Genomic DNA, 22,953 nt, shown 5'->3' on the forward strand with positions numbered 1-22,953 from the left:
GCAAACGCCTCCTTTTCTGCATAAAGTCTTGCCTGCAGGCCAAAGCTTTATGCAAAGGAAAGGCGGTGTATCCCATGCGCAGTGGAGGTTGGAAGCCCTTTTGGGCAGCACTGTTTGCTTCGCTGCTGGTGCTGGTGCCGCTGGTGGGCGGCACGGTGCTGCTGTCCCGTCAGCAGCTGCGCACCCAGCTGCGGCAGGCTGCCCGCAGCGAGAGCGGTGTGCCCATCCAGCTGCCCAAGACCACCGACCAGCTCACTGTGCTGCTGTGCGTCTCCGGCGAACAGCCCGGCTTTGTGCTGGCCTACCTGAACGCCAGCCAGAACTGCGTGCATCTGCTCAGCGTGCCTGCCGTGCTCACCGTGCCTTTTGCAGAAGAAGAAACATCCCTTGCCCGCTGCTATGCCGCCGCTGGCCCGGCCCGCTGCCGCGAAGCGCTGGCACAGGTGCTGGCCCTGCCGGAGGGCACAAGGTATCTGGCCTTTTCTCCCGATGTGCTGGAGCGCATTGCCAGCCGGTACGGGCCGGTGCGGGTGGGCTTTACCGGCGCACTGACCGAGGAAGAGCTTGCCCGCTATGGCCGCAGCCGGGCCGTGCAGGGCATTTCCGCCGGGGACGCGCACGAATTCCTGTGCCAGTTGCAGGCCGACGAAGCTTTTTCACCAGTACGTACCGCAGCGGCCCGCGCTGCCGTGTGGGATGCGTTTCTCCGGCAGGATCTGGACCTGCTGCCCGCCACCCTGCCGGATGCCTTGCGTGCCAGCAGTTCGGCCCTGCTCACCGACCTGACCGCGCTGGACTATGACGCTTTGGAACGCACACTGGAATTTCTTGCCAACAACAGCGCCGCTGTGGCGGCGCAGGCCCTGCCCGGCCAGTGGAATGCCGCCAGCGGCACTTACACGGTCACGGATGCTTCCCGCGCTGCCATGCAGACCTTTTTCAATGTTTCGCCCACCGAGGCGCAGGCCTCGTCCTTCAGCGAGCCATAACCCAGCACCAGCGTGCCCGCCGCTGAGGGTGCTTCTCCGGTCAGGTCGTAATCGCTCAGCAGGCTCAGCTGCACGCCTTCGGCTTCCGCCGCGCAGCGCAGCGCAGCATCCGGCGGCGGGTCTTTGAGCTTTGCCAGCAGGTTCAGTCCGGTGTGCAGGCCCGCAAGGGTCAGCTCGCCGGGAGCAAAGGCAGTGTTCAATGCTGCCGCCAGTGCGTCCCGCCGGGCCTTGTAGGCCACACGTTCCCGGGCCAGATGCCGGGTGAAGTAGCCCTCGGTGATAAAGCGGGCCAGCGTCTGCTGCTCAAACCGGCTCACCGTGCCGGAGTACAGGCGGTATTTTTTCCGCCATGCAGGCAGAAGATGCTCCGGCAGCACCATATAGGCGATACGGATGCTGGGAGCCAGACTGCGGGAGCAGGTGGAGAGGTACACCACCGGGCCGTCTGCACCCGCCATGCCCTGCAGGCTGGGCAGAGGCCGGGTATCAAAACGGAACTCCGAATCGTAATCATCTTCTATAATATACCGCCCGCCCGGCCTGCGGGCTGCCCAGTGCAGAAGCTCGGCCCTGCGGCCCGCAGGCATGGTAACGCCTGTGGGGAACTGGTGGCTGGGCGTGACGTAGCACACCGCTGCATCCGACCGGTTCAGTGCTTCCACCGAAAGGCCGTCCTCGTCCACCGGTAGGCAGCAGCAGTGCACACCGTTGTTCTGCAGCACCTGCAAAGCACGGGGGTAGCCCGGCGTTTCCACCGCTGCAGGGCCGGGCAGCAGCGGTGCCAGCAGGCCCAGCAGATATTCCAATCCCGCGCCCACCACGATCTGGTGCGGCCCGCACTGCACACCGCGGTATTCAGAGAGATATTCCGCCAGCGCCTGCCGCAGGGCCGGGTCGCCCTGCGCATCGCCGTGGGTGAGCAGCTGGGGCGAAGAATAGAGCAGCTCCTTTTGCAGCCGCGCCCATGTGCGGAACGGGAACAGCTCCGGGTCTACCCCGCGGGTGGAAAGGTCGTACCGCACCGGCAGCACAGGCGGTTCCGGTTTTGGCGGTGCGGGCTGTTCCGGCCCGCCGGCAGGCCGGGACGGCAGGGCCAGATATTCCTGTACATAAAAGCCGCTGCGCTCCCGCGATTCCAGATACCCTTCCGCCGCCAGCATCTGATAGGCGGCATCCACCGTATTCACCGAGACGGACAGCTCTGCCGCCAGCCGCCGCTTGCCGGGCATCCGGGTGCCCGCCGCAAGGGTGCCGCTTCGCATCTCTCCGGCAAGGCTGCGGTACAGCTGTTCGTACAGCGGCACGCCAGAAGAAGCATCCAGCGCCGTGGTCAGATGGACCATAAATTATCCCTCCTGTCTGGGTATTGCGTCAAACTGACACCATGAAAAAACTTTATTCTGGGTATTTTCATGGTGTCAGTTCTGCGTATAATAGGAGCATACCCGCTGGACGCCCAAATGTCAAGTAGGATTGTAGGTAAATGGTTGCGAAGCAATCAAAGCCCCAGTGGGGCTTTGGTGCCGCGGGAACGGAAATTTGGAGGGAGAGTAAATCATGTCTACTACTGCAATGTGGCTGCTTCTGGCAGTCGTTGTCATCGTCATTCTGTTTGCAAGTGTGCTGTACAAGCGCACCTTCACCACCAAGGAGCTGGCCATGACCGGTGTCATGGCCGCTTTAAGCCTTGTGGCCTATCTGTTCTTCCGTGTGCCGTTCTACGGCGGCTCTTCGTTCCATCTGGGCAACACCTTCACCGCCCTGACCGCCCTGCTGCTGGACGGTGTGTCCGGCGGTCTGGCCGGTGCCATTGGTCTGGCGCTGGCCGATATTCTGGCCGGTGACCCGGGCTACGCCGTCACCACCTTTGTGCTCAAGTTCATCATCGGCATCACCTGCGGTGCCGTGGCGCACAAGGCATTCAAGCTGCGCGACCTCGACAAGCACAGCTCCGGCTATCTCGTCAAGGTGATCGTTTCTGCCGGTTCCGGCCTGCTGCTGAACGTGCTGACCGACCCGTTCCTTGGCTACTTCCGCAATGTGTACATCTTTGGTCAGGAATACACCGTGGCGCAGGCGCTGACCAAAATTGCAGGCGGCGTCACCTTTGTAAACAGCGTGGCCTCCACCGTGTGTGCGGTCATCCTGTACCTCGCCCTGCGTCCGGCCCTGGAGCGTGCCGGTCTGCTGCCCAAGGGCGAAAAACACTAAGCCATCTCTCTATCCTGATACAGCACTGCTGCCCTCATCTGCCGGACTCCTCCTACCCTCCGGCGGTGGGGGCAGTGGTGTTTTTCGTGGACGACCTATCACACGGAACTCCTCCAGTCTCGCATTCACTTGACAGCCCCCTCGGGGATGGGGCTTTTGACAGAAACTGAAGCAAAAAAGCGCTCGTCACACAATTCTGCATGACGAGCGTTTCTGCTTTTTATCGCAATTTTCAAAAATAGTGCCTATTAAAACGGCATATTTGCGATATGCAGTTTGCGGATGTTGCTTGTGCATTAAAAACGCAAACTGCTATCATTACAGCTTTTCAAACACAAGGAACCGGAACGAGATATCGGTTTCCAGCTGGGACAGCGCAGCAAGGCGCTCCGCCCCGCCGCGCGGCGTTTTCCAGTAATAGGGTGTCATGGCGAACAGCGCTTCCAGCTGTTCGTGGGGCACCGTGACGCGGCCGGTCACTTCCCGTTCTCCAATGGCGGCAAAACCGTCATAGGCGATCTGCTGCACCGGGTTTTTATAGGGCTTTTCGTAGAGCACGGCCTTCATCTGGTACAGATGTTCGGCACCGGGCACCACATAGATCATCCGTCCGCCCGGGCGCAGCACCCGCAGGAATTCCTCCTGTGCAAAGGGCGAAAAGCAGTTCAGCAGCAGGTCGGCCCAGCCGGTGCGCACCGGCTGGCTGAAGCTGGATGCCACCGCATACTGTGCCGTGGGCAGGGCCTTGGCCGCAAGACGCACCGCAGACTTTGCGATATCAAAACCCGCCAGCTGCACCCGGCGGCCTTTTTCGGCAAGCGCCTGCGCGATGCAGCGGTCGTACCAGCCCTCGCCGCAGCCTGCATCCAGCAGATGCAGCGCCGCCTCCGGGCTGGCAGGCTGGCCGTACTCTGCGCACAGCTCACCCACCGCTTTGCCAAAGATGCCGTAGTATCCGGCATTCAGGAACGCACGGCGGGCGGCCACCATCTCCTTGCTGTCGCCGGGGGCCTTGGTGCGCATGCTCTGCACCGGCAGCAGATGCCAGTAGCCCTCCTTGGCGCGGTCAAAGCAGTGGCCTTTTGTGCATTTCAGGGTGCTGTCGCCGGTCAGTTTCTCCCCGCACAGCGGGCACTGCCATGGGGCAAACGGTTCATTTTTGCTCATACTTCGTCGCTGTGGTCCTCAATGGGTGCAGTTGCACCGCCGTGGGCGTTCATATACTCCTCAAAGTTCGTGAACTTCTGCTGCGGCGGACGGCGGCTGATGAGCATAAGGCCCGGGTCTTCGTCCCTTGCAGCAGCGGCACGGCCGCGGCGGCTGCTCTCCGCTCTGGGGGCACGGGCCGGTGCAGGCTGTGCATTGCGGGACGCATTCTGACGGCCGCGCTGGCCGTTGTTTGCACCGCGGCCCTGCTCTGCGCTCTGGCTCTGGGCGGCAGGCTGGCTGTTCTGGCGGGCCGGACGGTCGCTGCGGTCATTGCGACGGCTCTTCTGGCCTTGCGTGCTGCTATTCTGCTGAGCAGGCTGTGCAGCCGTACGGATGGCCGGGGCGGCGGGTGCAGCCGGAGTCTTTTTGGCCGGGCGCAGCGGAGTGGCCTCCGGGGCACTCACAAAATGCGGGTCAAACTTGGGCTGCGCATTGCTGCCGCGGGCAGGAGCGTTCTGCTCCCGGCGCGGGCGGCTGTTATTATTGGAACGGCGGTCATTGCTGCGTCCGCCGGTAGTACGCTTGGTATCATCCATGAGTGGTTCCTCTTTTTCGGTTTTTGCGGGCTTTGCCTGCACCTTGGGTGCGGGTGCAGCCTTTTTTTCAGGTTTTGCGTTTTTTGCTTCGGCCTTTGCGGGCTTCAGCTGCTTTGCGGCAGGCTTTTCTGCCGGTTCAGCGGCGGCTGCCTTGGGCTTTTTGCCGCGCACCGGCGGCTCCGGGCGCACCGGCGCGGGCACGCCGTCCCACGGGTGGCCGCTCACCACGGGAATTTTGCGGCGGTTCAGCTTTTCGATGCCTGCCAGATACTCCTGCTCCTCAGGTGCACAGAAGCTGACCGCCGTACCGTCGGCACCGGCGCGGGCCGTGCGGCCGATGCGGTGCACGTAAGTCTCCGGTACCTCGGGCAGGTCGTAGTTGAACACATGGGACAGCTCGCTGATATCGATGCCGCGGGCGGCGATATCGGTGGCTACCAGCACCTTGGTCTTACCGGCCTTGAAGTTTTCCAGCGCGGTCACGCGGGCGGTCTGGCTCTTGTTGCCATGGATGGCCGCCGCCGGGATGCCCTGCTTGGTGAGGTCTTTTGCAATTTTATCCGCGCCGTGCTTGGTGCGGCTGAACACCAGCGCGTTCACCACCGGGGGCTGCAGGTTCTTGATGAGCCACGGCAGCAGGAATTTCTTGTTGCCCTTTTCCACATGGTACAGGCTCTGCTGGATGCGGTCCACGGTGCTGGACACCGGGTCCACCTTGACGAAGGCGGGCTTGCGCAGGATGCCTGCGGCCAGCTGTTCGATCTCGGTGGGCATGGTGGCGCTGAACATCAGGTTCTGACGCTCCCCGGGCAGCTTTGCGATCACCTTCTTCACATCGTGCACAAAGCCCATATCCAGCATCCGGTCGGCTTCGTCCAGCACAAAGATCTCAAGGTTCGAGAGATCGATAAATCCCTGACCGATCAGGTCGTTGAGCCGTCCCGGGCAGGCGATCAGGATGTCCACGCCCTTTTTCAGCGCTTCCACCTGCGGTGCCTGGCCCACGCCGCCAAAAATGACGGTGCTGCGCAGCTTGAGATACTTGCCGTAGGCATCAAAGCTTTCGCCGATCTGCAAAGCAAGCTCACGGGTAGGGGTCAGGATCAGGGCGCGGATGGCACCCTTTCTGCGGGGCGCATTGGCCGTGAGCCGGTCCAGCATGGGCAGCGCAAAAGCAGCCGTCTTGCCGGTACCGGTCTGGGCGCAGCCCATCAGATCCCGGCCGGACAGCACCGGCGGGATCGCCGCCGCCTGAATGGGCGACGGGGTCTCATAGCCTGCCTCCTGCACAGCGCGCAGAAGCGGGGCGGACAGATTCAATTCTTTAAATGTCATGGTTCTCCAATAATTATTCCGTAATTTTCCGGCACTCCACATAGTACCGCTTTTCTTCTGCGTGGCCCATGCTGAAGGTCTTGCGCGGCAGCACGCCGCCCATCACAACGCCTTTGAACAGGTCACTCTTGGCAAACGGCGGCATCAGGAATGCCACAGCACCTTTTTTGCACAGGGCGCGCACAGCAGGCTCGTCGTGCACATAGTCCACGCGGGCTTCCTTGTGGTGCTCAAGATAGTATTCGATAAATTCGTCAATGGTGCCCACGGTCAGCGGTGCGGTTGGGTCCTCAAAGCTGAGCACGTTGGACATGTGCGGCCCGGCCAGCGTGAAGGGCTGCTGCTTGCTGCCGCCAAAGCTGCAGCCGGCCATATTGGAATCGCTCCACGTGATCAGGCTCAGCAGCACCGCTGCGCAGTCCACATTGAACAGCACGCGGTGGATCGGCTCGATCTCGATCGCAGGCGAGTGCACATTGCACACCTCGGCCAGACACCAGCGGGCCGGATGGTTTGCTGCCTGCTCCGGTGTGAGTGTCTTTTTCAGCTCCTCCCAGCAGGCCTTTGCAGTGGCCAGTGAGTGGTTGCCGTCGCCCACGGCCAGCGTCAGCGGGTCGCGGCGGGTGGCATCCGGATACTTTTTGTCGAATTCTTCCTGACTGCCCAGCACAGCCAGCGCATCTTCGATCTGCGCAATGAGGGCAGGGTCTTCCACAGCCCAGCCCGCAATGTGGCCACCGTTCAGCATCAGCTCGCCCTCGTATACCTTGGGCAGTTCGGCTTTATGCGCCGCCACCGGCTCGATGAGGGTGCAGCCTGGGTCGTCCGCCAGCATCATGATATGGGGCGTTTCCAGCGCGGCACCGGTGCGCACCTTCATGCGGGGCGGGATGCGGCTTTCCACGGTGCTCTCGCTGGGGCGCACCGTGCATTTCTCGCCCCGGCGGTAGCTGTAGGCTTCCAGATCCACCATGCCCACAAGGCCCTGCCGCACCTTGCCGCTCTGCTCGGTGCGCTCCACGTAAACAAAGCCGTCCACCGCACGAGTCAGCACGTTCCGGGCATAGTCATCCATGGTGGCATGGATCTTCTCAATGCGTGCATCGGCATCGCCGTCCTCCAGATAGACCTCCGGCAGGATCATGTTCAGGGTGCTGGGGCTGCCTGCCGCGGCAGCCTCGGCTTTCTGCCAGTAATCCCGGTCACTGGTGAACTGATCGCAGGCAATGCAGCCCCACTTTTCCAGTGGGATCTGCTCCGAAGGCAGAAGGATGTGGGCCGGTGCAAAGCAGGATTTGGTATTCATAGCAGATTCCTCCCTCTTATAAAACCAGAGACGTTACTGGAAAATGTCGGCGCTGTGCAGCACCAGATGCTGCACGCCCTGTCCGGCGGCAGACTGCTCCAGTGCGGTGCGGCTGTCGGCGTCCATCGCCTTGTCTGCCGTCACCAGCAGGTTGTCCATGCCCAGCGTCACAGCGGGCACATCCAGCGACACGCTGTTGGTATTGCACTGATCCAGCGTGTAGCTGAACCACAGGGTCATGCTGCCCGCAAAGCGGCTCTGCAGGGCGGCGATATCCGCCTTGAGCTGATCCGCGCGGGAAACGCCGCTGGTCTCGCCGTAGTCCTGTTTGCGGCTGAGCTTCGGGAACTGGACATTGGTCAGGACTACCTGCTCAAAGCCCATGCCCTGCACCTCGGCTACCAGATCGCCTACATATTCCACTGCCGCAGCGGAGTAGGGATTCAGCCATGCATTGCCGCCCTTCTGGGCGTCCAGCCACAGGCCGTCGCCGTAGTGGATGGCCATGCTGCGGTCGGTGCGGGAGGAGATGGGGTCCTTGAAGGCTGCAAGCTGGGCCACAGGGACTACGCCCTCTTCCCGGAAGATGGCCGCGATGCGGGCCGGGTCCACGGTGGTGTCGGCAATGCTCTGGGCGGCAGCCGGCACCTGCGAAGCGTAGCAGATGCTGCCATCCGGTGTTTTCAGGGTCACAAGGCCGTAATCCGCTCCCTGCGCCTTGAGCTGCTGCGCCGCTGCACGGATGGCCGCATCATCGGCAAGGGTGCTCACATCCACTGCGGCCCAGCTGCCGCCGGTAATGGCCTTGCCGTCCAGCTCCTTGGGCTGTTCCGGCTCCGGCTGGGACGAAGCCGCTTCCTGTACCGCCGAGGATGCAGCTGCTTCGGACGAGGCGGCTGCGCGGGATGCCGATTCAGCTTCCAGATCACGGTTCTTCACCACAGTATACCAGGTGTGGGTAGCCCAGTCCAGCACGTGGGGTGCTGCCAGCCAGGCTGCGCCCAACACCGCCAGCACCAGCACCACGATGCCGATGCATTTTTTGATGCGTGTACCGCGGCTGTAGAAGCTGCGGCGGTAGCGCTTGACCTTCTGACGTTTATACTTTGCCATTGTCGATTCTCCTCCCTGCCAATGTTACAGGATCACAGAATGTCCGGTGAAACCATAGATCGCCAGTGCCAGCACGCCGATATACACCAGCGTGATGGGCAGGCCGCGGAATGCTTCCGGGATGGCCTTGCTGCGCAGGCGGTGGCGGGCCTCCGTTACCAGCAGCACCGCCAGCACATAGCCAAGGCCGCTGCCAAGGCCAAAGCCAAGGCTCTGCCCCAGCGTAAAGCTCTGGGTGCGCTCCACCAGTACAGTGCCCAGCACACAGCTGTTCAGGCCCGCCAGCGGCACGATGCGCAGCAATGCGCTGCGGTGCGGCAGGCCCTTCGCCAGCCACAGCACGGCGTGCTCCAGAACGCACACCACGGCAATGCTGGCAATATACACCAGCGGGCGCAGCTGGGCACGGTTTGCCAGCGGCGCGATCCGGCTGCCGGCATACCACGCAAAGGGCGTTACCAGCACCTGCGTGATGCACAGCTGCATACCGAACAGCCAGCTGCTGGTGCGGTCATCGCCCACCAGCTGCACCAGACGCGAAACGCCCAGTGCACGGGTAAAGACGGCGTTCTGCGCGAACACCGCCAGCAGTGCATAGCTGAAGAACACTGCGCTCGTTGTTACAACATCTCTCATTGTTCGCGGTCCGCCTCCTTCTGGGAATGCACATCCACAAGGTTGCGTGCCTCTTTGGTGAGATATGCCTTGCGCTTTTGGGCCAGTGCACGCCATACGGCGCACAGCACGCCCAGCACGATAAAGCCGCCTGCCGGCATGCTTGCCATGGGCAGCACCGGGCGGCTGATAACCACACCGAACATGGTGCCTGCGGCCAGCCATTCACGGACGCAGCCCAGCAGCACCAGCAGCAAAGCATAGCCCACCGTGATGCGCAGGCCCTTGGAGACAGCCTTGCGCACCGTCTCCTGCACGCGGCCAAAGCGGTAGGTCAGCAGCGGCTCCACCGTGAGCAGGGGCAGGTAGATGCCAAGGCTCAGCAGGCTGGTGCTGAACAGTATATTCAGGATGGGATACACCGCCAGATACACCACCGCCGTGCTGAAGCCGTACACCAGTGCACGGGGCAGCAGCTTTTTCTGCAGCGTTTCCGGGGCGGGATCCTCGTCGTGCAGGGGCACAAGGCGGCTCAGCAGACAGGCCAGCACGCGGGAGGGCACCAGCAGCAGCGCCACCGCCACCGCCAGCATCACCGCATTCTGGCCGCTGGTGGCAAGCACCACCAGCGGGGCAAGGCCCATGCCCTGCATGACCACCGGGTTATTCAGGAACACACGGTCATGGTGGGCAAACTTGTTGGGATCTTTTACGATCAGTTCAGCCGTTGCGCGTCTCATTGTGCTGCCCCTTTCCGGCATCTGCCTGCAGATGGGTCAGGTGATACAGCTTTGCCTCGGTGCGGTCGATCCATGCCGACACACTGTTGACCGCCAGCAGCGCAAAGCACACACCGGTCTCGTACACGCCATAGTAGCGGAAGCCCATGCTCACAACGCCCACCAGCACGCCGTACAGCACACGACCCATGCGGTGGTGCACGCAGGTGTAAGGCTCGTTGATCAGGAACACCGCGCTGAACAGGATCGCGCCAGTCAGCAGCTCATCCCGCACACACTGCAGGCGGGGCAGGATATTTGACAGCACGGCACTGTCGGCAAGGCCCGCCTGCCGCGGGAAGAAGAACGCAATGACCGCACAGGTCACAAGAAAGCTGATCGATGCAGACATGTGGGCATCCTTCTGGGTCCACAAAAACAGGCCGCAGGCAAGGATCACCAGCGCAGCGCCAGTGCCCATGGGAGCAGCATATTCGCCCAGACCCAGCGCCAGCGAGCCGATGTTCAGCATGCCGCCGCTGCGCAGGGTGTCCTCAATGGCGCTGGAGACCGGCACCATGGAAGCGTCCCACAAAGGGATGTTCGTATAGGGCTGCGGATAGCGGAACACCTGTTCCGGCCATGACACTGCCGCCACCACATAGCCCACAGCAGCCGGGTTGAAGGGGTAGCTGCCGTAGCCGCCAAAGATCTCCTTGCCGATCAGCACACCTGCAAGCACTGCGGCGATCAGAACATAGATATCCACCGTCACCGGCATCAGCAAGGCAATGACGAGCGCAAAGCTCTCGTTGGAAAAGTCACTGCCCTGATACACGCGGCGGCGCAGCAGCGAAACGAGACGGTCGCACAGGTTACCGGTAAGCACCGCAATGCCGCACAGCAGCAGCGGGCGCACACCGTACAGAAAACAGGCCATGCACAGCACCGGCACCGCCATAAAGCAGATATGCTTATAGTAGCGGCCGGTCTTCTGGAGCTGTGCCTCCTGCTCCCGGATCAAAGATTCATCCATAAATGGTTATCCTTTCAAAGGCTGGCGAGGTGCTGCACAGCTGCAGCAGGGTCTGCTGCGCCGAACACTGCACTGCCCGCCACCAGAATATCAGCGCCCGCTTCCACGCACTGGGGCGCGGTGGCATTGTCCACGCCGCCGTCCACTTCCAGCAGATAGTGTGCACCGCGCGCTTCGCGCTTTGCCTTGAGCCAGCGCAGCTTGTCCAGCGCCGAGGGCATGAACTTCTGCCCGCCGAAGCCGGGCTCCACGCTCATCACCAGCACAAGATCCAGCTGGTCAAGATACGGTGCCAGCGCCTGCGGCTCGGTGCCGGGCTTGATGGTCAGCCCCACCTTGCAGCCCAGCGCCCGGACGGCATCGATGGTGGCCTGGATATCGTCCTCGCACTCAAGGTGGAAGTTGTACAGGGTGGCACCGGCTTTGATGAAGGCTTCCGCATACTGCAGCGGATGGCTGATCATCAGGTGCACATCATAAAAGGCATCCGGCAGATTTTTGTGCAGGCTCTTGAGCACCGGCACGCCAAAGCTGATGTTGGGCACAAAGTGGCCGTCCATCACGTCGTAATGCAGCATCTGTGCACCGGCATCCAGCACCATGCGGCAGTCTGCACCCAGTTTGCCAAAATCAGCGGAAAGGATCGAAGGACTTACGATTGCCATATTCTATCTTTACGCTCCGTTATTTTATAAATTCTTATTCCCATTTGTCCCATTGTACTGGCGGTTTCAAACCGCAAAAACAGCATGGGCATGGTTATCTTTTAGTTTACATGAAAACGAGCAAAAAATCAAACCCGCCAACGGCTTTTTCACGGAAATGACGTATTTGGAAAGATCTGTCCATTTGCGAAGAAACTCCCCCAGTCGCCGGAAAACCCTCTCAGTCATCGCTGCGCGATGCCAGCTCCCCCGAAGGAGGAGCTTTTACGCATCTCACGGTCAGTACAAATAAAGCTCCCCCCTCGGGGGAGCTGGCAAAGCCATCAGGCTTTGCCTGAGAGGGTTCGTCCCGCGCAAGACCCCCCAGCGGCAAAGTTTCCCCACGCCAAAACAGCCAGACCGCCCCGGGTCCGGGGCAGTCTGGCTGGAAGTTCATTCTACGGGCTTCATGCTTGCAGGGTCTTCCACGGTGGGTTCACCGCCGGCTTCGTCCGGCAGACGCTTCATGCCGCCGGGGTTCGGGGCCACGGTGGGCAGGGTGAACACAAACCGGCACCACTCGCCCTGCTGGCTCTCCACCCGGATCTGCCCGCCGGAAAGGTTCACCAGCACCTTGCAGATGTTCAGGCCAAGGCCAGCGCCCCGGGCGTGCAGGCCGCGGGAGCGGTCCTCCTTGTAGAACCGCTGGAACACGTAGGGCAGCGCTTCCGGGCTGATGCCCTGCCCGGAATTCCAGATGGAGATCTCGGCTTCCGGGCCAAGCTTTTCCACCCCGAAGCGGATGGTGCCGCCCGCAGGCGTAAACTTGATGGCGTTGTCCAGCAGGTTATACACCACCTGATGGATCAGGTCGGGGTCGGCGTAGACCAGCACCTTTTCGTCCATGGTCAGGCCGTCGATGTCGATCATGCCGTCGTTGATGCGCTGCTCTGCCGAGAGCGCCACGCCGGTGATGGTCTCCCAGATGTTGAACATCCGGGCATTCACCTGATATTCGCCGCTTTCCAGCTTGGAAAGATCCAGCATGTTCTGGATGAGCCGTGCCAGACGGCCCGTTTCCTCACTGACCAGCTGCAGGTAGTGGTTCTGCATATCCGGCGGGATGGTGCCGTCCAGAATGCCGTCCACAAAGCCCTTGATGGTGGTCATGGGGGTGCGCAGCTCGTGGGCGATGTTGCCCATGAACTGACCGCGGGAGTTGTCGTTCATCTGGATGTTGTCTGCCATGCGGTTGAAGGTGCGGGCAAGGTCGGCTGCCTCGCCTTCGCCTTCCACTCCTCCACACGGACGGAAAGATCACCGCCGCCAAAGCGCTGGGCGGCATCCGTCACCTTCTGCAGCGGGTCGGTGAGCTGGCGCATCAGGATCTTGGTCAGGATGCTGGCACACAGCAGCATCACACAGGCCGACAGCAAAAAGTTGGACCAGAACTGCTGCTTGAACTGGGTCAGCTGCTCACCGGAAGAGCACAGGAACAGGTAGCCGCTGGGCTGGCCGTTCTCATTGCGCATTTCGCTGACCGTGATGTAGCTTTTCCCGTCCAGCATGCCGCCCAGCGTGCCGAACACATGGTAGTAGTCCGCACCGGAAGCGTCGATCTTCTCCATCATTTCTTCCGGCACGGTCAGGCTCTCCAGCTTGTCCGGGCTGGAGGCGATCATCACCCGGCCGTCGTTGTCGGTAAAGAACAGATAGGCCTCTGCGCTCTCGCCGATGATCTCCAGCTTGGTGCTCAGTGCGTCCAGCTCATCGCCTTCCGGCAGCTCCGCCTGCTGGACCAGATACTGGGCCGTGCGCTGGGTGACGCCCACCACCTGATCCAGTGTTTCGTAGCGGTCCTTGGCAAAGTAGTTCTTGAACAGCACCCACTCCGAAGCGCCCATCAGCACGATGCCCAGCACCATCAGGGTGGACACCAGCGAGAAGAACGCCACCGAGATACTTTTGCGCATTACTGACGCACCTCGAACTTATAGCCCACGCCCCATACGGTCTTCAGCTCCCATTTGTCGGAAGCACCGGCCAGCTTCTCGCGCAGGCGCTTGACATGCACATCAATGGTGCGGCTGTCGCCGTAATACTCAAAGCCCCACACCTCGTCCAGCAGCTGGTCGCGGGTGTAGACGCGGTTCGGGTGGGAGGCCAGACAGTTCAGCAGTTCCAGCTCCTTGGGGGGAGCCTCCACCACCTTGCCCTTGACCCGCAGCTCATAGCTGTTCATGTCCAGACGCAGGTTGTCGAATTCGATCACGCCCTCGGTGCTCTCGGCAGCAGCCGTGGTGGTCTGGCAGCGGCGCAGCACCGCCTTGATGCGGGCCACCACTTCCTTGGCATCAAAGGGCTTTACCATGTAATCGTCTGCACCCAGCTCCAAGCCCAGCACCTTATCAAAGGTCTCGCCCTTGGCCGTGAGCATCATCACCGGGGTGTTGCCCGCCTTGCGGATGCGGCGGCACACTTCCAGACCGTCCATCTTGGGCATCATCACGTCCAGCAGCACCATATCGGGCTTGACCTGATTGAACTTTTCCAGACCTTCTTCGCCATCGTTTGCCACCGTGACCTGATAGCCCTCCTTGGTCAGGTACAGCCGCAGCAGCTCGCAGATATTGGTATCGTCGTCCACAACGAGGATCTTTTCGTTGGCCATAATGATCTCCTCCCATTTTATCGGATGCCCGCCGGGCGGGCAGAGCAGCAAAGTATTCCACTTCTTATTATACGGAAGAGTTATGACAAAATAAAGAAGGATTTGTATGATTTTTTCACAATTCCGGCCCGGCCTTACTCGATCATCAGCCGGATGATCTCCTCATTGGTCTCCTTCATGCCGTCCTTGCCCAGACGGCCGATGCCCTTGATGGTGGTCTCGATGTCCTTCATCACGATGCCGTCGCCGCCCTTGAACTCCTGATGGCACTTGTACATGTTGTAGCCAAGCAAGGCCGCATCCACCGAGGATGCGATCTTTGCCGCGCAGGAGGCCTTTGCGCCGTCGCACACGATGCCGGACACGATGGCCAGCGCATTGACCACCGTGTGGATGGCGGCCTGATAGCCGTCGCCGCACAGATATACGATGCCCGCGCCAGCGCCCGCACCGGCGCTGACTGCGCCGCAGTAGGCGGACAGGGTGCCGATGCCGGTCTTTTCGTGGATGGCCACCAGATTGGAAATGATGAGGGCACGGTAAAGCTTTTCCTTGCCGCTGTGCAGCTCCTTGGCATATTCAATGAGCGGCACCGAGCAGGTGATGCCCTGATTGCCGCTGCCGGAGTTGATGATGACCGGCAGCTCACAGCCGTTCATGCGGGCATCCGAACCGGCGGCCGCCTTGGCCTTGGCCCGGATAGACACATCGTTGCCGTAGGTAGAAAGCAGTACCTGGCCGATGTTCGCGCCATAGTCGCCCAGAAGGCCCTCCTCTGCAATGGCGTTGTTATAGCGGATCTGGCGTTCCAGCAGGTCCGCCACATCCTGCAGGTCGGCCGTCTCGGCAAAGTCCCAGATGTCCTTCATGTTCAGCAGGCTGCGGTCGGCCCGGCTGTCCCGCCGAGCCTCCTCGTTCAGCAGCGGCTTTTCGTAGAGCACCCGGCCATTCTTTTCGATCAGGCAGATGTTGGTGTGAAAATCCGCAATGCGCACCTTTGCGTAGGAATCCCCGCTGCGCTCGGTAACGATGATATCGAACACATGCCCCTGCTCGATGTGCTGGATGGAAATGGGCACCGTCTGCAGATAGTCCCGGATGGCAGCCTTCTTGTCCTCGCTGACCTCGGAGATGACTTCCAGCTCTCTGTCTGCCGAACCGGCAATGATGCCCGCTGCCACAGCGGCTTCCATGCCTTTCAGGTGGCCGGTGTTGGGCACGATGACGCTCTTCACATTCTTAATAATGCTGCCGCTCACCTGCAGCTGCACGCTCTCGGGCAGTGCGCCCAGCACCTCGCGTGCCCGGGCCGCAGCATAAGCCAGTGCAATGGGCTCTGTGCAGCCCATTGCCGGGATGAGCTCCTCTTTTAATATTTCCACATACGCCTGATAGCGCGGATCACTGCATTCCATGACGGGTCCCTGCCTTTCCTGTCGATTCGATATTTACCAACAGGAATAGTATACTATAGAACCCGCGCAATGTAAAACAAATTCTTCCCCGCCCGCAGGGCCGGCTATTGCAAAGCGCAAACCGCAGAAGTAGAATAGGAGCATCCAAACCGATAAATCCATGGAGGGACTCCCAATGATCGAAAAAGAAGTACAGGAGCTGCTGTCCTTCATTGACGGCAATCCTACCGCATACCACACCACTGCATCCGTCCGGAACATCCTGCTGAAGGAGGGCTTTTCCGAGCTGCTGGAGAGCCGCCGGTGGCAGCTGGAACCCGGCAGGAGCTATTTTGTCTGCCGCAACGGCTCCAGCATCCTTGCATTCCGCATGGGAGAACAGCTGGAAAACTACAGCTTCAACGTGGCCGCTGCCCACACGGATTCCCCCTGCTTCCGCATCAAGGAAAACGCCGAGATCCACATGGGCCGGAAGTACACCAAGCTGAACACCGAGGGCTACGGCGGCATGATCTGCTCCACATGGATGGACAGGCCGCTGTCGGTGGCAGGCCGCGTGCTGATAAAGGAGAACGATGCCATCACCTCCCGCCTGCTCACGCTGGACCGCGACCTGCTGATGATCCCCAGCGTGGCCATCCATATGAACCGCGAGGTCAACGACAAGGCTTCCTACAACAAGCAGGTGGATATGCTTCCCCTGCTGGGCGGTGCCGCCGAGGAAGGCGTGCTGAAAAAGCTGGTCGCCGCTGAGCTGCAGGTGGCAGAAGAGCAGATCCTTGGCAGCGACCTGTTCCTCTGCATCCGCGAAAAGGCCGCCGTCTGGGGCTGCAATGAGGAGTTCATCTCCTCCGGCCGTCTGGATGACCAGCAGTGCGTGTTCGGCATCCTGAAGGGTTTTCTGAACGCGCACTGCGCCCGCTCCATCAACGTTGCCGCCTTCTTCGACAACGAAGAAGTGGGTTCCGGCACCAAGCAGGGCGCGGCTTCCACCTTCCTGTACGACGTTCTGCACCGCATCGCGCAGAACGTCCGCTCCGGCGATGAGGACTTCCACCGTGCGGTGGCCTCCAGCTTCATGTTCAGCGCCGACAACGCCCACGCCGTGCACCCCAACCACCCGGAATACACCGATGTGAACAACTGCACCTACATGAACGAGGGCGTTGTGGTCAAGGTGCACGCCGGCCAGAAGTATACCAGCGACGGCATGAGCATAGCCGTTGCCAAAGAGCTTGCCGCCCGCGCCGGTGTCCCGCTGCAGTATTTTGCCAACCGTTCCGATAAAGTCGGCGGCAGCACTCTGGGCAACCTCGCCATGGCACAGGTATCCATGAACTGCGTGGACATCGGCCTGCCGCAGCTGGCCATGCACTCCTGCTACGAGACCGCCGGTGCCCGGGACATCATTTCTCTCATCCGGCTGATGGAGGAATTCTACGCCAGCCATTTTGAGGAGACCGCGTCCGGCACCCTTGCCATCTGCAAGTAAGACCCGTACAACCTGAATCATAAGGACTGCCCGTGGAAAAGCAGCACTGCTTTTCCACGGGCGGCTTTTCGTTTCCACTTAAGTGAGTATTGAGAAAAAACGTCCATTGTGCTACAATTATCCTGTTATAATATCGCTTTTTACCGCAGCGTAAAATCTTTTTCGCAAGGAGTATAATAAAATGAAATTAGGTATCGTCGGCCTGCCGAACGTCGGCAAGTCCACTCTGTTCAATGCCATCACCTCCACCAAGAACGCAGAAGCCGCAAACTATCCCTTCTGCACCATCGAGCCGAACAGCGGCATCGTAGCCGTGCCGGACAAGCGTCTGGACAAGCTGGCCGAGATCTGGCAGACCAACAAAAAGACCCCTGCCATCGTGGAGTTCGTGGATATCGCGGGCCTTGTAAAGGGTGCCAGCCAGGGTGCAGGCCTTGGCAACAAGTTCCTGGGCCACATCCGCGAGTGCGACGCCATTGTGCATGTGGTGCGCTGCTTTGACGATGACAACATCATCCATGTGGTGGAGGATGTTTCCAAGGCTGAGGCCGTGGACCCCATTGCCGACATCGACGCCATCGACTACGAGCTGATCCTGTCCGACCTTGAGGTGGTGCAGAACCGCGCAGGCCGCATGGCAAAGGCTGCCAAGAGCGGCAACAACAAGGGTGCTGCCGCCGAAGCCGCATGGCTGCAGCAGCTGGCCGACCACCTGAGCGCCGGCAAGCCTGCCCGCAGCTTCGATTTTGACGAGGGCGATGCCGAGCAGCAAGCTGTTCTGCATGAAATGGGCCTGCTGAGCGCAAAGCCGGTGCTGTACGCCTGCAATGTGGGCGAGGACGACCTGATGGAGGGCATCGAAAACAACAAGTATGTCCCGCTGGTGGCCGCACGCGCCAAGGAAGAGGGCGCACGCTACATTCCCATCTGCGCCAAAACCGAGGAGGATATCGCCGACTACTCTCCCGAGGAAAAGAAGGCTTTTCTGGCTGAAATGGGCATTGAAGCCAGTGGTCTGGACAACCTCATCACTGCCAGCTATGATCTGCTGGGCCTGATCTCCTTCCTGACCGACGGCAAGAAGGAGTGCCGCGCATGGACCATCCGCAAGGGCACCAAGGCACCGCAGGCTGCCGGCAAGATCCACAGCGATTTCGAGCGCGGCTTCATCCGTGCCAGCGTCATTGGCTACAGCGATCTGGAAGCCAACAACTTCGATTACGCCGCCGTCAAGGCCAAGGGTCTGCAGCGCACCGAGGGCAAGGAGTACGTTGTCAACGACGGCGATGTGATCGAGTTCCTGTTCAATGTTTAAAGGGAAACCCTCTCAGTCAAAACCCGACGGTTTTGACAGATTCCCCCTTTTGTCGCTGCGTGACATCTTCCCCCGGCCGGGGGAAGTCTTTCCTCTCAGGGGGAGCTCGATTGCAGCGAACCGGAAGAGCCATAAAAGCTCTCCCTTTGGGAGAGCTGGCATCGCGCAGCGATGACTGAGAGGGTTCGTTCCCCAGCCTTCCTGAATTAAAAAGAGTCATTCCCCTGAATATGGCCAGAGCGCACGCGTCGGCCATTTAAAATCGTAAAAGAGGTTTCCTATGATTTTCGGTATTATGGGCGCAATGCCCGATGAAGTCGATCAGCTGTGTGCAAAGCTGGAAAACGTCACCGTGGAGCCCTACGGCGGCGTGGATTACCACAAGGGCACGCTGGCCGACAGACAGGTGGTGGTGTGCTGTGCCGGCATGGGCAAGGCCAATGCCGCCGCCACCACGCAGGTGCTCATCACAAAATTCGGCGCGGAGAAGATCATCTTTTCCGGCATCGCAGGCAATATGACCTCGAAGATCGGCATTGGTGATGTGGTCATCGGCAAGACCGTGCTGTACCACGACGCACAGCTGGACATGATCTGCCAGAACCCGCCGTTCCTCAAGGAATACACCGGCGACCCGGAGCTGATCGCTGCCGCCGAAAAAGCCTGCGCCGAAGCGGGTGTGAAGGCTCTGGTGGGCAAGATCGCCACCGGCGACCTGTTTGTGGGCGACAGTGAAACCAAGGCTGCCATTGAAGCCAAATGCGCCCCCGACTGCGTGGAGATGGAGGGTGCCGCTGTGAGCCAGATCGCCGCCAAGAACGGTGTGCCCTGCGTCATCCTGCGCGCCATGAGCGACAACGCTGACGAGGACGGCCACGAGGTGCTGGTGGTGAAAAAGTTCAGCATTGCTGAATATGTAGCCACCGCCACCAAGATCGTGGCAGCAATGGTGGAAGCACTGTAAAAAGAACCCTCTCAGTCAATGCTTCGCATTGCCAGCTCCCCCGAAAGGGGGAGCTTTTGACATTCCGGAAACGTTTTCCGTTTTGCCAATGGCTCGCCCTTCGGGAGAGCTGGCGAACAAAGTGAGCCTGAGAGGGTTTTCTTTTACAAGAACTGTTCCAGCCTTACCCGGCTATCCTCCTGAAACTCCTGCAGTCTTTGGGCAAGGCGCTTTGCGCCGGGCGCGGCATTGGGGTAATCCTTCTGGGCCTTTACGCAGTCCACCACCCCCATGCCGCTGCCCTGTGTGAGCATCTCGGCCAGATTGCGGGTGGACTTGTCCGTGAGGGTCTTCATACTGATGCCCATTTTCGTGTTCAGCTTTGCCATGGCGCTCTGCCCCTGCGCGGTGCCGCCGCAGGCCTCGATGGCGGTGTGCGCTTCCTGATTGAGCTGGTGGTACACATTGCGCTGGCGCAGCAGCTCGGCCTTGAACTGCACATCGTCGGTCATCGGCACGATCTGTTCCAAGGTGTTCTTGCCCATCTCGGTATTCTGCACCACGGCTTCCAGCAGGTTCAGGTTGTCGTTTTTCTGGTTTTCCATACAAAAAATCCCCCTTCTGGCCTTAGTCTGCGCCAAAAGGGGGATTTTATACACTGGTTTTATTCTGCACGCATCTGATCGCCGCCGGCGTTCTGTGCCTCCCGCAGGCGTGCATCGCACAGCTCGTACAGCGCCTGCCAGTTCTTTGCAGAGACATTCTCCAGCCCGGCTGCGCCGCAGCTCAGGGTAAAGGGTACCCGGCGCATCATGCCGGTGGTGGTGATGCATTCCCGGGGCATCTGCCGATACAGGTTCTGCATTTCCTCTGCCAGCTGCTTGCCGTCGGCATCCAGACAGCCCACCGCAAAGATGCTGCCGGTCAGGCGGCAGACCACGCGGGTCGCAGGGGTATCAAAGTTCTTTTTCCACTGGTTGCCCACAAAGCAGTGCAGTTGGTCCATCACAGGCTGGCCGTAGGTATCCCGCAGCTTCTGGCCGTTGTCGATGCTCACCAGTGCCACGGCCGCTTTGCGGCCCTGCGCTGCACACTGTTCCAGCTTTTGGGCAAACACCGTTTCCAGATAGCGGCGGTTGTACACGCCGGTAAGGAAATCGTGGCTCATATCCTCGCGGCACAGTTCCCGCTCCCGGGGTGTCATGCGCTCTTCCGGCAGCACATTGCCTGCCAGCGGTGCACTCATTTCCAGCTCCCAGCATTTGCCGTCCGCTTCCACTCTGCGGTGCAGCACACAGTCCACACGGCCATTGCGCAGCTCGTAGTCCACCCGCAGGCCATCGTCCTGCCAGCCGTCACAAAGCGGTGCTTCGGTCAGGGTCACTGCCTCAAATACGGCCTGCGCTGAGCGCGCAAGTTCCCGCAGATCCTGCTCGGTACATTCTTTCTTCATGTAATTTTCCCCATCATCTGCGCACGCGGCGCTCCCGTATCCCGCGTGCAGTCACCTGTTCCCCATACGTTCAGGAACCATCTGCCGCATTATGCATCCCGCGCCCGCCCTGTTTCCGGAAATGCCGGGAACGCATCAGGCAAAGAAAAATGGCATAATGCCGCTTTAGCAACATTATACCATTCAGCTTCCGATTTTACCAGCAAAACGCACAATTTTCTGCCGGAGTTTTTACATTTTCGTCAAATTGCCAAGCTCCCGCCGCTCTGTGCCTTCTGTTTATACGCGGCAGTACACACTGCACTCGTCGTGGATGGTCTTGGCCAGTGCCTTGGCGGCAAAGCCGTCAGCGGCGCGCCATGCCCAGTTTCCACCCAGCTTGCCGGGGGTATTCAGGTGTGCTTCCGCGCCCAGACCCAGCCAGTCGTACATGGGGATGATGGCCCGGTCAGCCACCGACCCCAGCGCTGCGCGCAGCAGAGCGATGCGGACATCATCGGTCCGGATGGCCGCCAGCTCCTTTGCGGTGGGCTTTACGCCGGTCAGGTGCAGGTAAGCGGCAGCGGCAGCCTTTTCCTTTTCGGAAGCGCCGTTCTCCCACCAGTCGGTCAGGGTGGTGTTATCGTGGGTGCCGGGATACACTACGCTGTTCTTGATGTAGTTGTGGGGCAGATACTCGTTGTCCCCGCCGCTGAAGGCGAACTGCAGCACCTTCATGCCCGGGAAGGTGCTGTCGGCCAGCAGCTTTCGCACGCTGGGGAACAGTTCACCCAGATCCTCGGCAATGATGGGCAGCTTGCCAAGGGCAGCTTCCAGCGCATCGAACAGCTCCATGCCGGGGCCGTTCTCCCACTTGCCGGTGCGGGCGGTGGTGCTGTCCGCCGGGATGGCCCAATAGGTATCGAAGCCGCGGAAGTGGTCGATGCGCAGCAGGTCGTAGATGCCCAGTGCGTGGCGCACCCGGCGCACCCACCACGCGTAGCCGGTCTTTTTGTGGTAGGCCCAGTTGTACAGCGGGTTGCCCCACAGCTGACCGTCAGCAGAGAAGTAATCCGGCGGGCAGCCCGCCACACGGGCAAAGCCGCCGTCGGCATCCAGCTCAAACAGCGCGCCGCCCACCCATGCATCCACCGAGTCGGCAGAGACGTAGATGGGGATGTCGCCCAAAATCTGCACGTCCTTTTTGTTGGCATAGGCCTTCACCGCCTGCCACTGGGCCGCAAACTTGTACTGCACGAACTTCCAGAACCCGATCTCTTCCTCGTTTTCGGCGGCAAAGGCAGCAAGGGCCTTCTTGTCGCGCAGGCGGTAGGGCTTGTCCCACTCCACCCAGTTCTTCATGCCGTTGGCCACTTTCAGGGCCATGTACAGGGCGTAGTCGTCCAGCCATTCCTCATTGGCGAGAGTAAAGGCATAATAATCATCCGGGAAGTAATAGCTGCAGCCGTGCAGCCCTGCGCACTGCTTGCGCCATGCGGCGTAGGCGGTGCGCAGGACTTTAAAGCGGCTCACATACAAAGTGCCGTAGTCCACCTCTTTGGGGTCTGTGCCCCATTTTTCGGCCTTGAGCTGGGCGGCGGTGAGCAGGCCTTCTTCCTTCAAAGCGTCGAGGTCGATAAAATAGGGGTTGCCCGCAAAGGCCGAGCAGCTCTGATAGGGGCTGTCACCGTAGCCGGTGGGACTGAGCGGCAGGATCTGCCAGATCTTCTGGCCCGCTTGTGCCAGAAAATCCACAAACTTGAATGCTTCCTTGCCAAAACAGCCAATACCGTAAGGGCCGGGCAGGCTGGACACCGGCATCAGGATTCCACTTTCACGCATGCTATTACCTTCCTCATTTTTAACATTTTATGGGAATATCGTTGTTTCTTATCATAACATATCCGCAGACTATTTTCCACAGGCAAAAAACGTGGTATACTTATTTTTAAACTGGGTGTGTATCCCTTTT

21 protein-coding genes are annotated in these 22,953 nt (G+C 60.4%); 5 read left to right on the forward strand and 16 right to left on the reverse strand.

Annotated elements, in window-relative coordinates; genetic code table 11:
• The first annotated feature begins 74 nt into the window (after positions 1-74).
• Positions 75-989 (forward strand): hypothetical protein, encoded by a 915-nt coding sequence (locus PXT33_RS00185; protein WP_097774157.1) that lies wholly within the window; start codon positions 75-77, stop codon positions 987-989.
• On the opposite strand, the gene PXT33_RS00190 is transcribed toward PXT33_RS00185, so the two are convergent.
• The gene (locus PXT33_RS00190) at positions 896-2,332 is read right to left on the reverse strand and encodes a PLP-dependent aminotransferase family protein (protein ID WP_154260954.1); all 1,437 of its coding nucleotides are present in this window, start codon (positions 2,330-2,332) and stop codon (positions 896-898) included. The genes PXT33_RS00185 and PXT33_RS00190 overlap by 94 nt on opposite strands.
• A gap of 214 nt (positions 2,333-2,546) precedes the next feature.
• On the opposite strand from PXT33_RS00190, the gene PXT33_RS00195 reads away from it, so the two are divergent.
• Complete coding sequence (locus PXT33_RS00195; RefSeq protein ID WP_223388517.1) at positions 2,547-3,200, forward strand: ECF transporter S component; 654 nt, start codon at positions 2,547-2,549, stop codon at positions 3,198-3,200.
• A gap of 318 nt (positions 3,201-3,518) precedes the next feature.
• Here PXT33_RS00195 and PXT33_RS00200 read toward each other — a convergent pair whose 3' ends face one another.
• The 12 genes from PXT33_RS00200 to PXT33_RS00255 all read right to left on the reverse strand — a co-directional run bounded on the left by PXT33_RS00200 (position 3,519) and on the right by PXT33_RS00255 (position 15,799).
• Positions 3,519-4,367 carry a putative RNA methyltransferase gene (locus tag PXT33_RS00200; protein ID WP_097780998.1) on the reverse strand — a complete coding sequence of 283 codons (849 nt, stop codon included), beginning with the start codon at positions 4,365-4,367 and terminating at the stop codon, positions 3,519-3,521.
• Positions 4,364-6,280 carry a DEAD/DEAH box helicase gene (locus tag PXT33_RS00205; RefSeq protein ID WP_097780999.1) on the reverse strand — a complete coding sequence of 639 codons (1,917 nt, stop codon included), beginning with the start codon at positions 6,278-6,280 and terminating at the stop codon, positions 4,364-4,366. Before PXT33_RS00205 ends, PXT33_RS00200 begins: the two co-directional genes overlap by 4 nt.
• 13 nt (positions 6,281-6,293) lie before the next feature.
• On the reverse strand, positions 6,294-7,586 hold the full coding sequence (locus tag PXT33_RS00210) for a DUF1015 domain-containing protein (protein WP_005938304.1): 1,293 nt from the start codon (positions 7,584-7,586) through the stop codon (positions 6,294-6,296).
• Between the two features lie 33 nt (positions 7,587-7,619).
• A complete protein-coding gene (locus PXT33_RS00215) occupies positions 7,620-8,699 on the reverse strand; it encodes a putative glycoside hydrolase (protein ID WP_332375719.1) in 1,080 nt (359 codons plus the stop codon).
• A 24-nt stretch (positions 8,700-8,723) separates the two neighbouring features.
• Positions 8,724-9,335 (reverse strand): Rnf-Nqr domain containing protein, encoded by a 612-nt coding sequence (locus PXT33_RS00220; protein ID WP_005938298.1) that lies wholly within the window; start codon positions 9,333-9,335, stop codon positions 8,724-8,726.
• Positions 9,332-10,054 (reverse strand): Rnf-Nqr domain containing protein, encoded by a 723-nt coding sequence (locus PXT33_RS00225; RefSeq protein WP_332375720.1) that lies wholly within the window; start codon positions 10,052-10,054, stop codon positions 9,332-9,334. Before PXT33_RS00225 ends, PXT33_RS00220 begins: the two co-directional genes overlap by 4 nt.
• A complete protein-coding gene (locus tag PXT33_RS00230) occupies positions 10,035-11,069 on the reverse strand; it encodes an RnfABCDGE type electron transport complex subunit D (RefSeq protein ID WP_347070417.1) in 1,035 nt (344 codons plus the stop codon). Before PXT33_RS00230 ends, PXT33_RS00225 begins: the two co-directional genes overlap by 20 nt.
• A 14-nt stretch (positions 11,070-11,083) precedes the next feature.
• Positions 11,084-11,734 carry a ribulose-phosphate 3-epimerase gene (gene rpe / locus PXT33_RS00235; protein ID WP_332375722.1) on the reverse strand — a complete coding sequence of 217 codons (651 nt, stop codon included), beginning with the start codon at positions 11,732-11,734 and terminating at the stop codon, positions 11,084-11,086.
• A 432-nt stretch (positions 11,735-12,166) separates the two neighbouring features.
• Positions 12,167-13,009 (reverse strand): HAMP domain-containing sensor histidine kinase, encoded by an 843-nt coding sequence (locus PXT33_RS00240; protein ID WP_346352321.1) that lies wholly within the window; start codon positions 13,007-13,009, stop codon positions 12,167-12,169.
• The gene (locus tag PXT33_RS00245) at positions 12,940-13,686 is read right to left on the reverse strand and encodes a HAMP domain-containing protein (protein WP_347070418.1); all 747 of its coding nucleotides are present in this window, start codon (positions 13,684-13,686) and stop codon (positions 12,940-12,942) included. Before PXT33_RS00245 ends, PXT33_RS00240 begins: the two co-directional genes overlap by 70 nt.
• A complete protein-coding gene (locus PXT33_RS00250) occupies positions 13,686-14,384 on the reverse strand; it encodes a response regulator transcription factor (protein WP_005938284.1) in 699 nt (232 codons plus the stop codon). Before PXT33_RS00250 ends, PXT33_RS00245 begins: the two co-directional genes overlap by 1 nt.
• 134 nt (positions 14,385-14,518) lie before the next feature.
• Complete coding sequence (locus tag PXT33_RS00255) at positions 14,519-15,799, reverse strand: L-serine ammonia-lyase, iron-sulfur-dependent, subunit alpha (RefSeq protein WP_332375723.1); 1,281 nt, start codon at positions 15,797-15,799, stop codon at positions 14,519-14,521.
• Between the two features lie 175 nt (positions 15,800-15,974).
• On the opposite strand from PXT33_RS00255, the gene PXT33_RS00260 reads away from it, so the two are divergent.
• The 3 genes from PXT33_RS00260 (at position 15,975) to PXT33_RS00270 (ending at position 19,570) form a co-directional block, all read left to right on the forward strand.
• Positions 15,975-17,291 (forward strand): M18 family aminopeptidase, encoded by a 1,317-nt coding sequence (locus PXT33_RS00260; RefSeq protein WP_332375724.1) that lies wholly within the window; start codon positions 15,975-15,977, stop codon positions 17,289-17,291.
• Between the two features lie 181 nt (positions 17,292-17,472).
• Complete coding sequence (ychF, locus tag PXT33_RS00265; protein WP_097774170.1) at positions 17,473-18,606, forward strand: redox-regulated ATPase YchF; 1,134 nt, start codon at positions 17,473-17,475, stop codon at positions 18,604-18,606.
• Positions 18,607-18,886: 280 nt separating this feature from the next.
• The gene (locus PXT33_RS00270) at positions 18,887-19,570 is read left to right on the forward strand and encodes a 5'-methylthioadenosine/adenosylhomocysteine nucleosidase (protein ID WP_154260938.1); all 684 of its coding nucleotides are present in this window, start codon (positions 18,887-18,889) and stop codon (positions 19,568-19,570) included.
• 143 nt (positions 19,571-19,713) lie between these two features.
• On the opposite strand, the gene PXT33_RS00275 is transcribed toward PXT33_RS00270, so the two are convergent.
• The 3 genes from PXT33_RS00275 to malQ form a co-directional block, all read right to left on the reverse strand.
• A complete protein-coding gene (locus PXT33_RS00275) occupies positions 19,714-20,154 on the reverse strand; it encodes a hypothetical protein (protein WP_120081327.1) in 441 nt (146 codons plus the stop codon).
• Between the two features lie 59 nt (positions 20,155-20,213).
• Positions 20,214-21,002 carry a diguanylate cyclase domain-containing protein gene (locus tag PXT33_RS00280; RefSeq protein WP_120081326.1) on the reverse strand — a complete coding sequence of 263 codons (789 nt, stop codon included), beginning with the start codon at positions 21,000-21,002 and terminating at the stop codon, positions 20,214-20,216.
• 279 nt (positions 21,003-21,281) lie between these two features.
• Positions 21,282-22,823: a 4-alpha-glucanotransferase gene (gene malQ, locus PXT33_RS00285; protein WP_332375725.1), complete on the reverse strand. Its 1,542-nt coding sequence runs from the start codon at positions 22,821-22,823 to the stop codon at positions 21,282-21,284.
• Between the last annotated feature and the right edge of the window lie 130 nt (positions 22,824-22,953).

The organism is Faecalibacterium taiwanense (genome assembly GCF_036632915.2).
GTDB classification, from domain to species: Bacteria; Bacillota; Clostridia; order Oscillospirales; family Ruminococcaceae; genus Faecalibacterium; species Faecalibacterium taiwanense.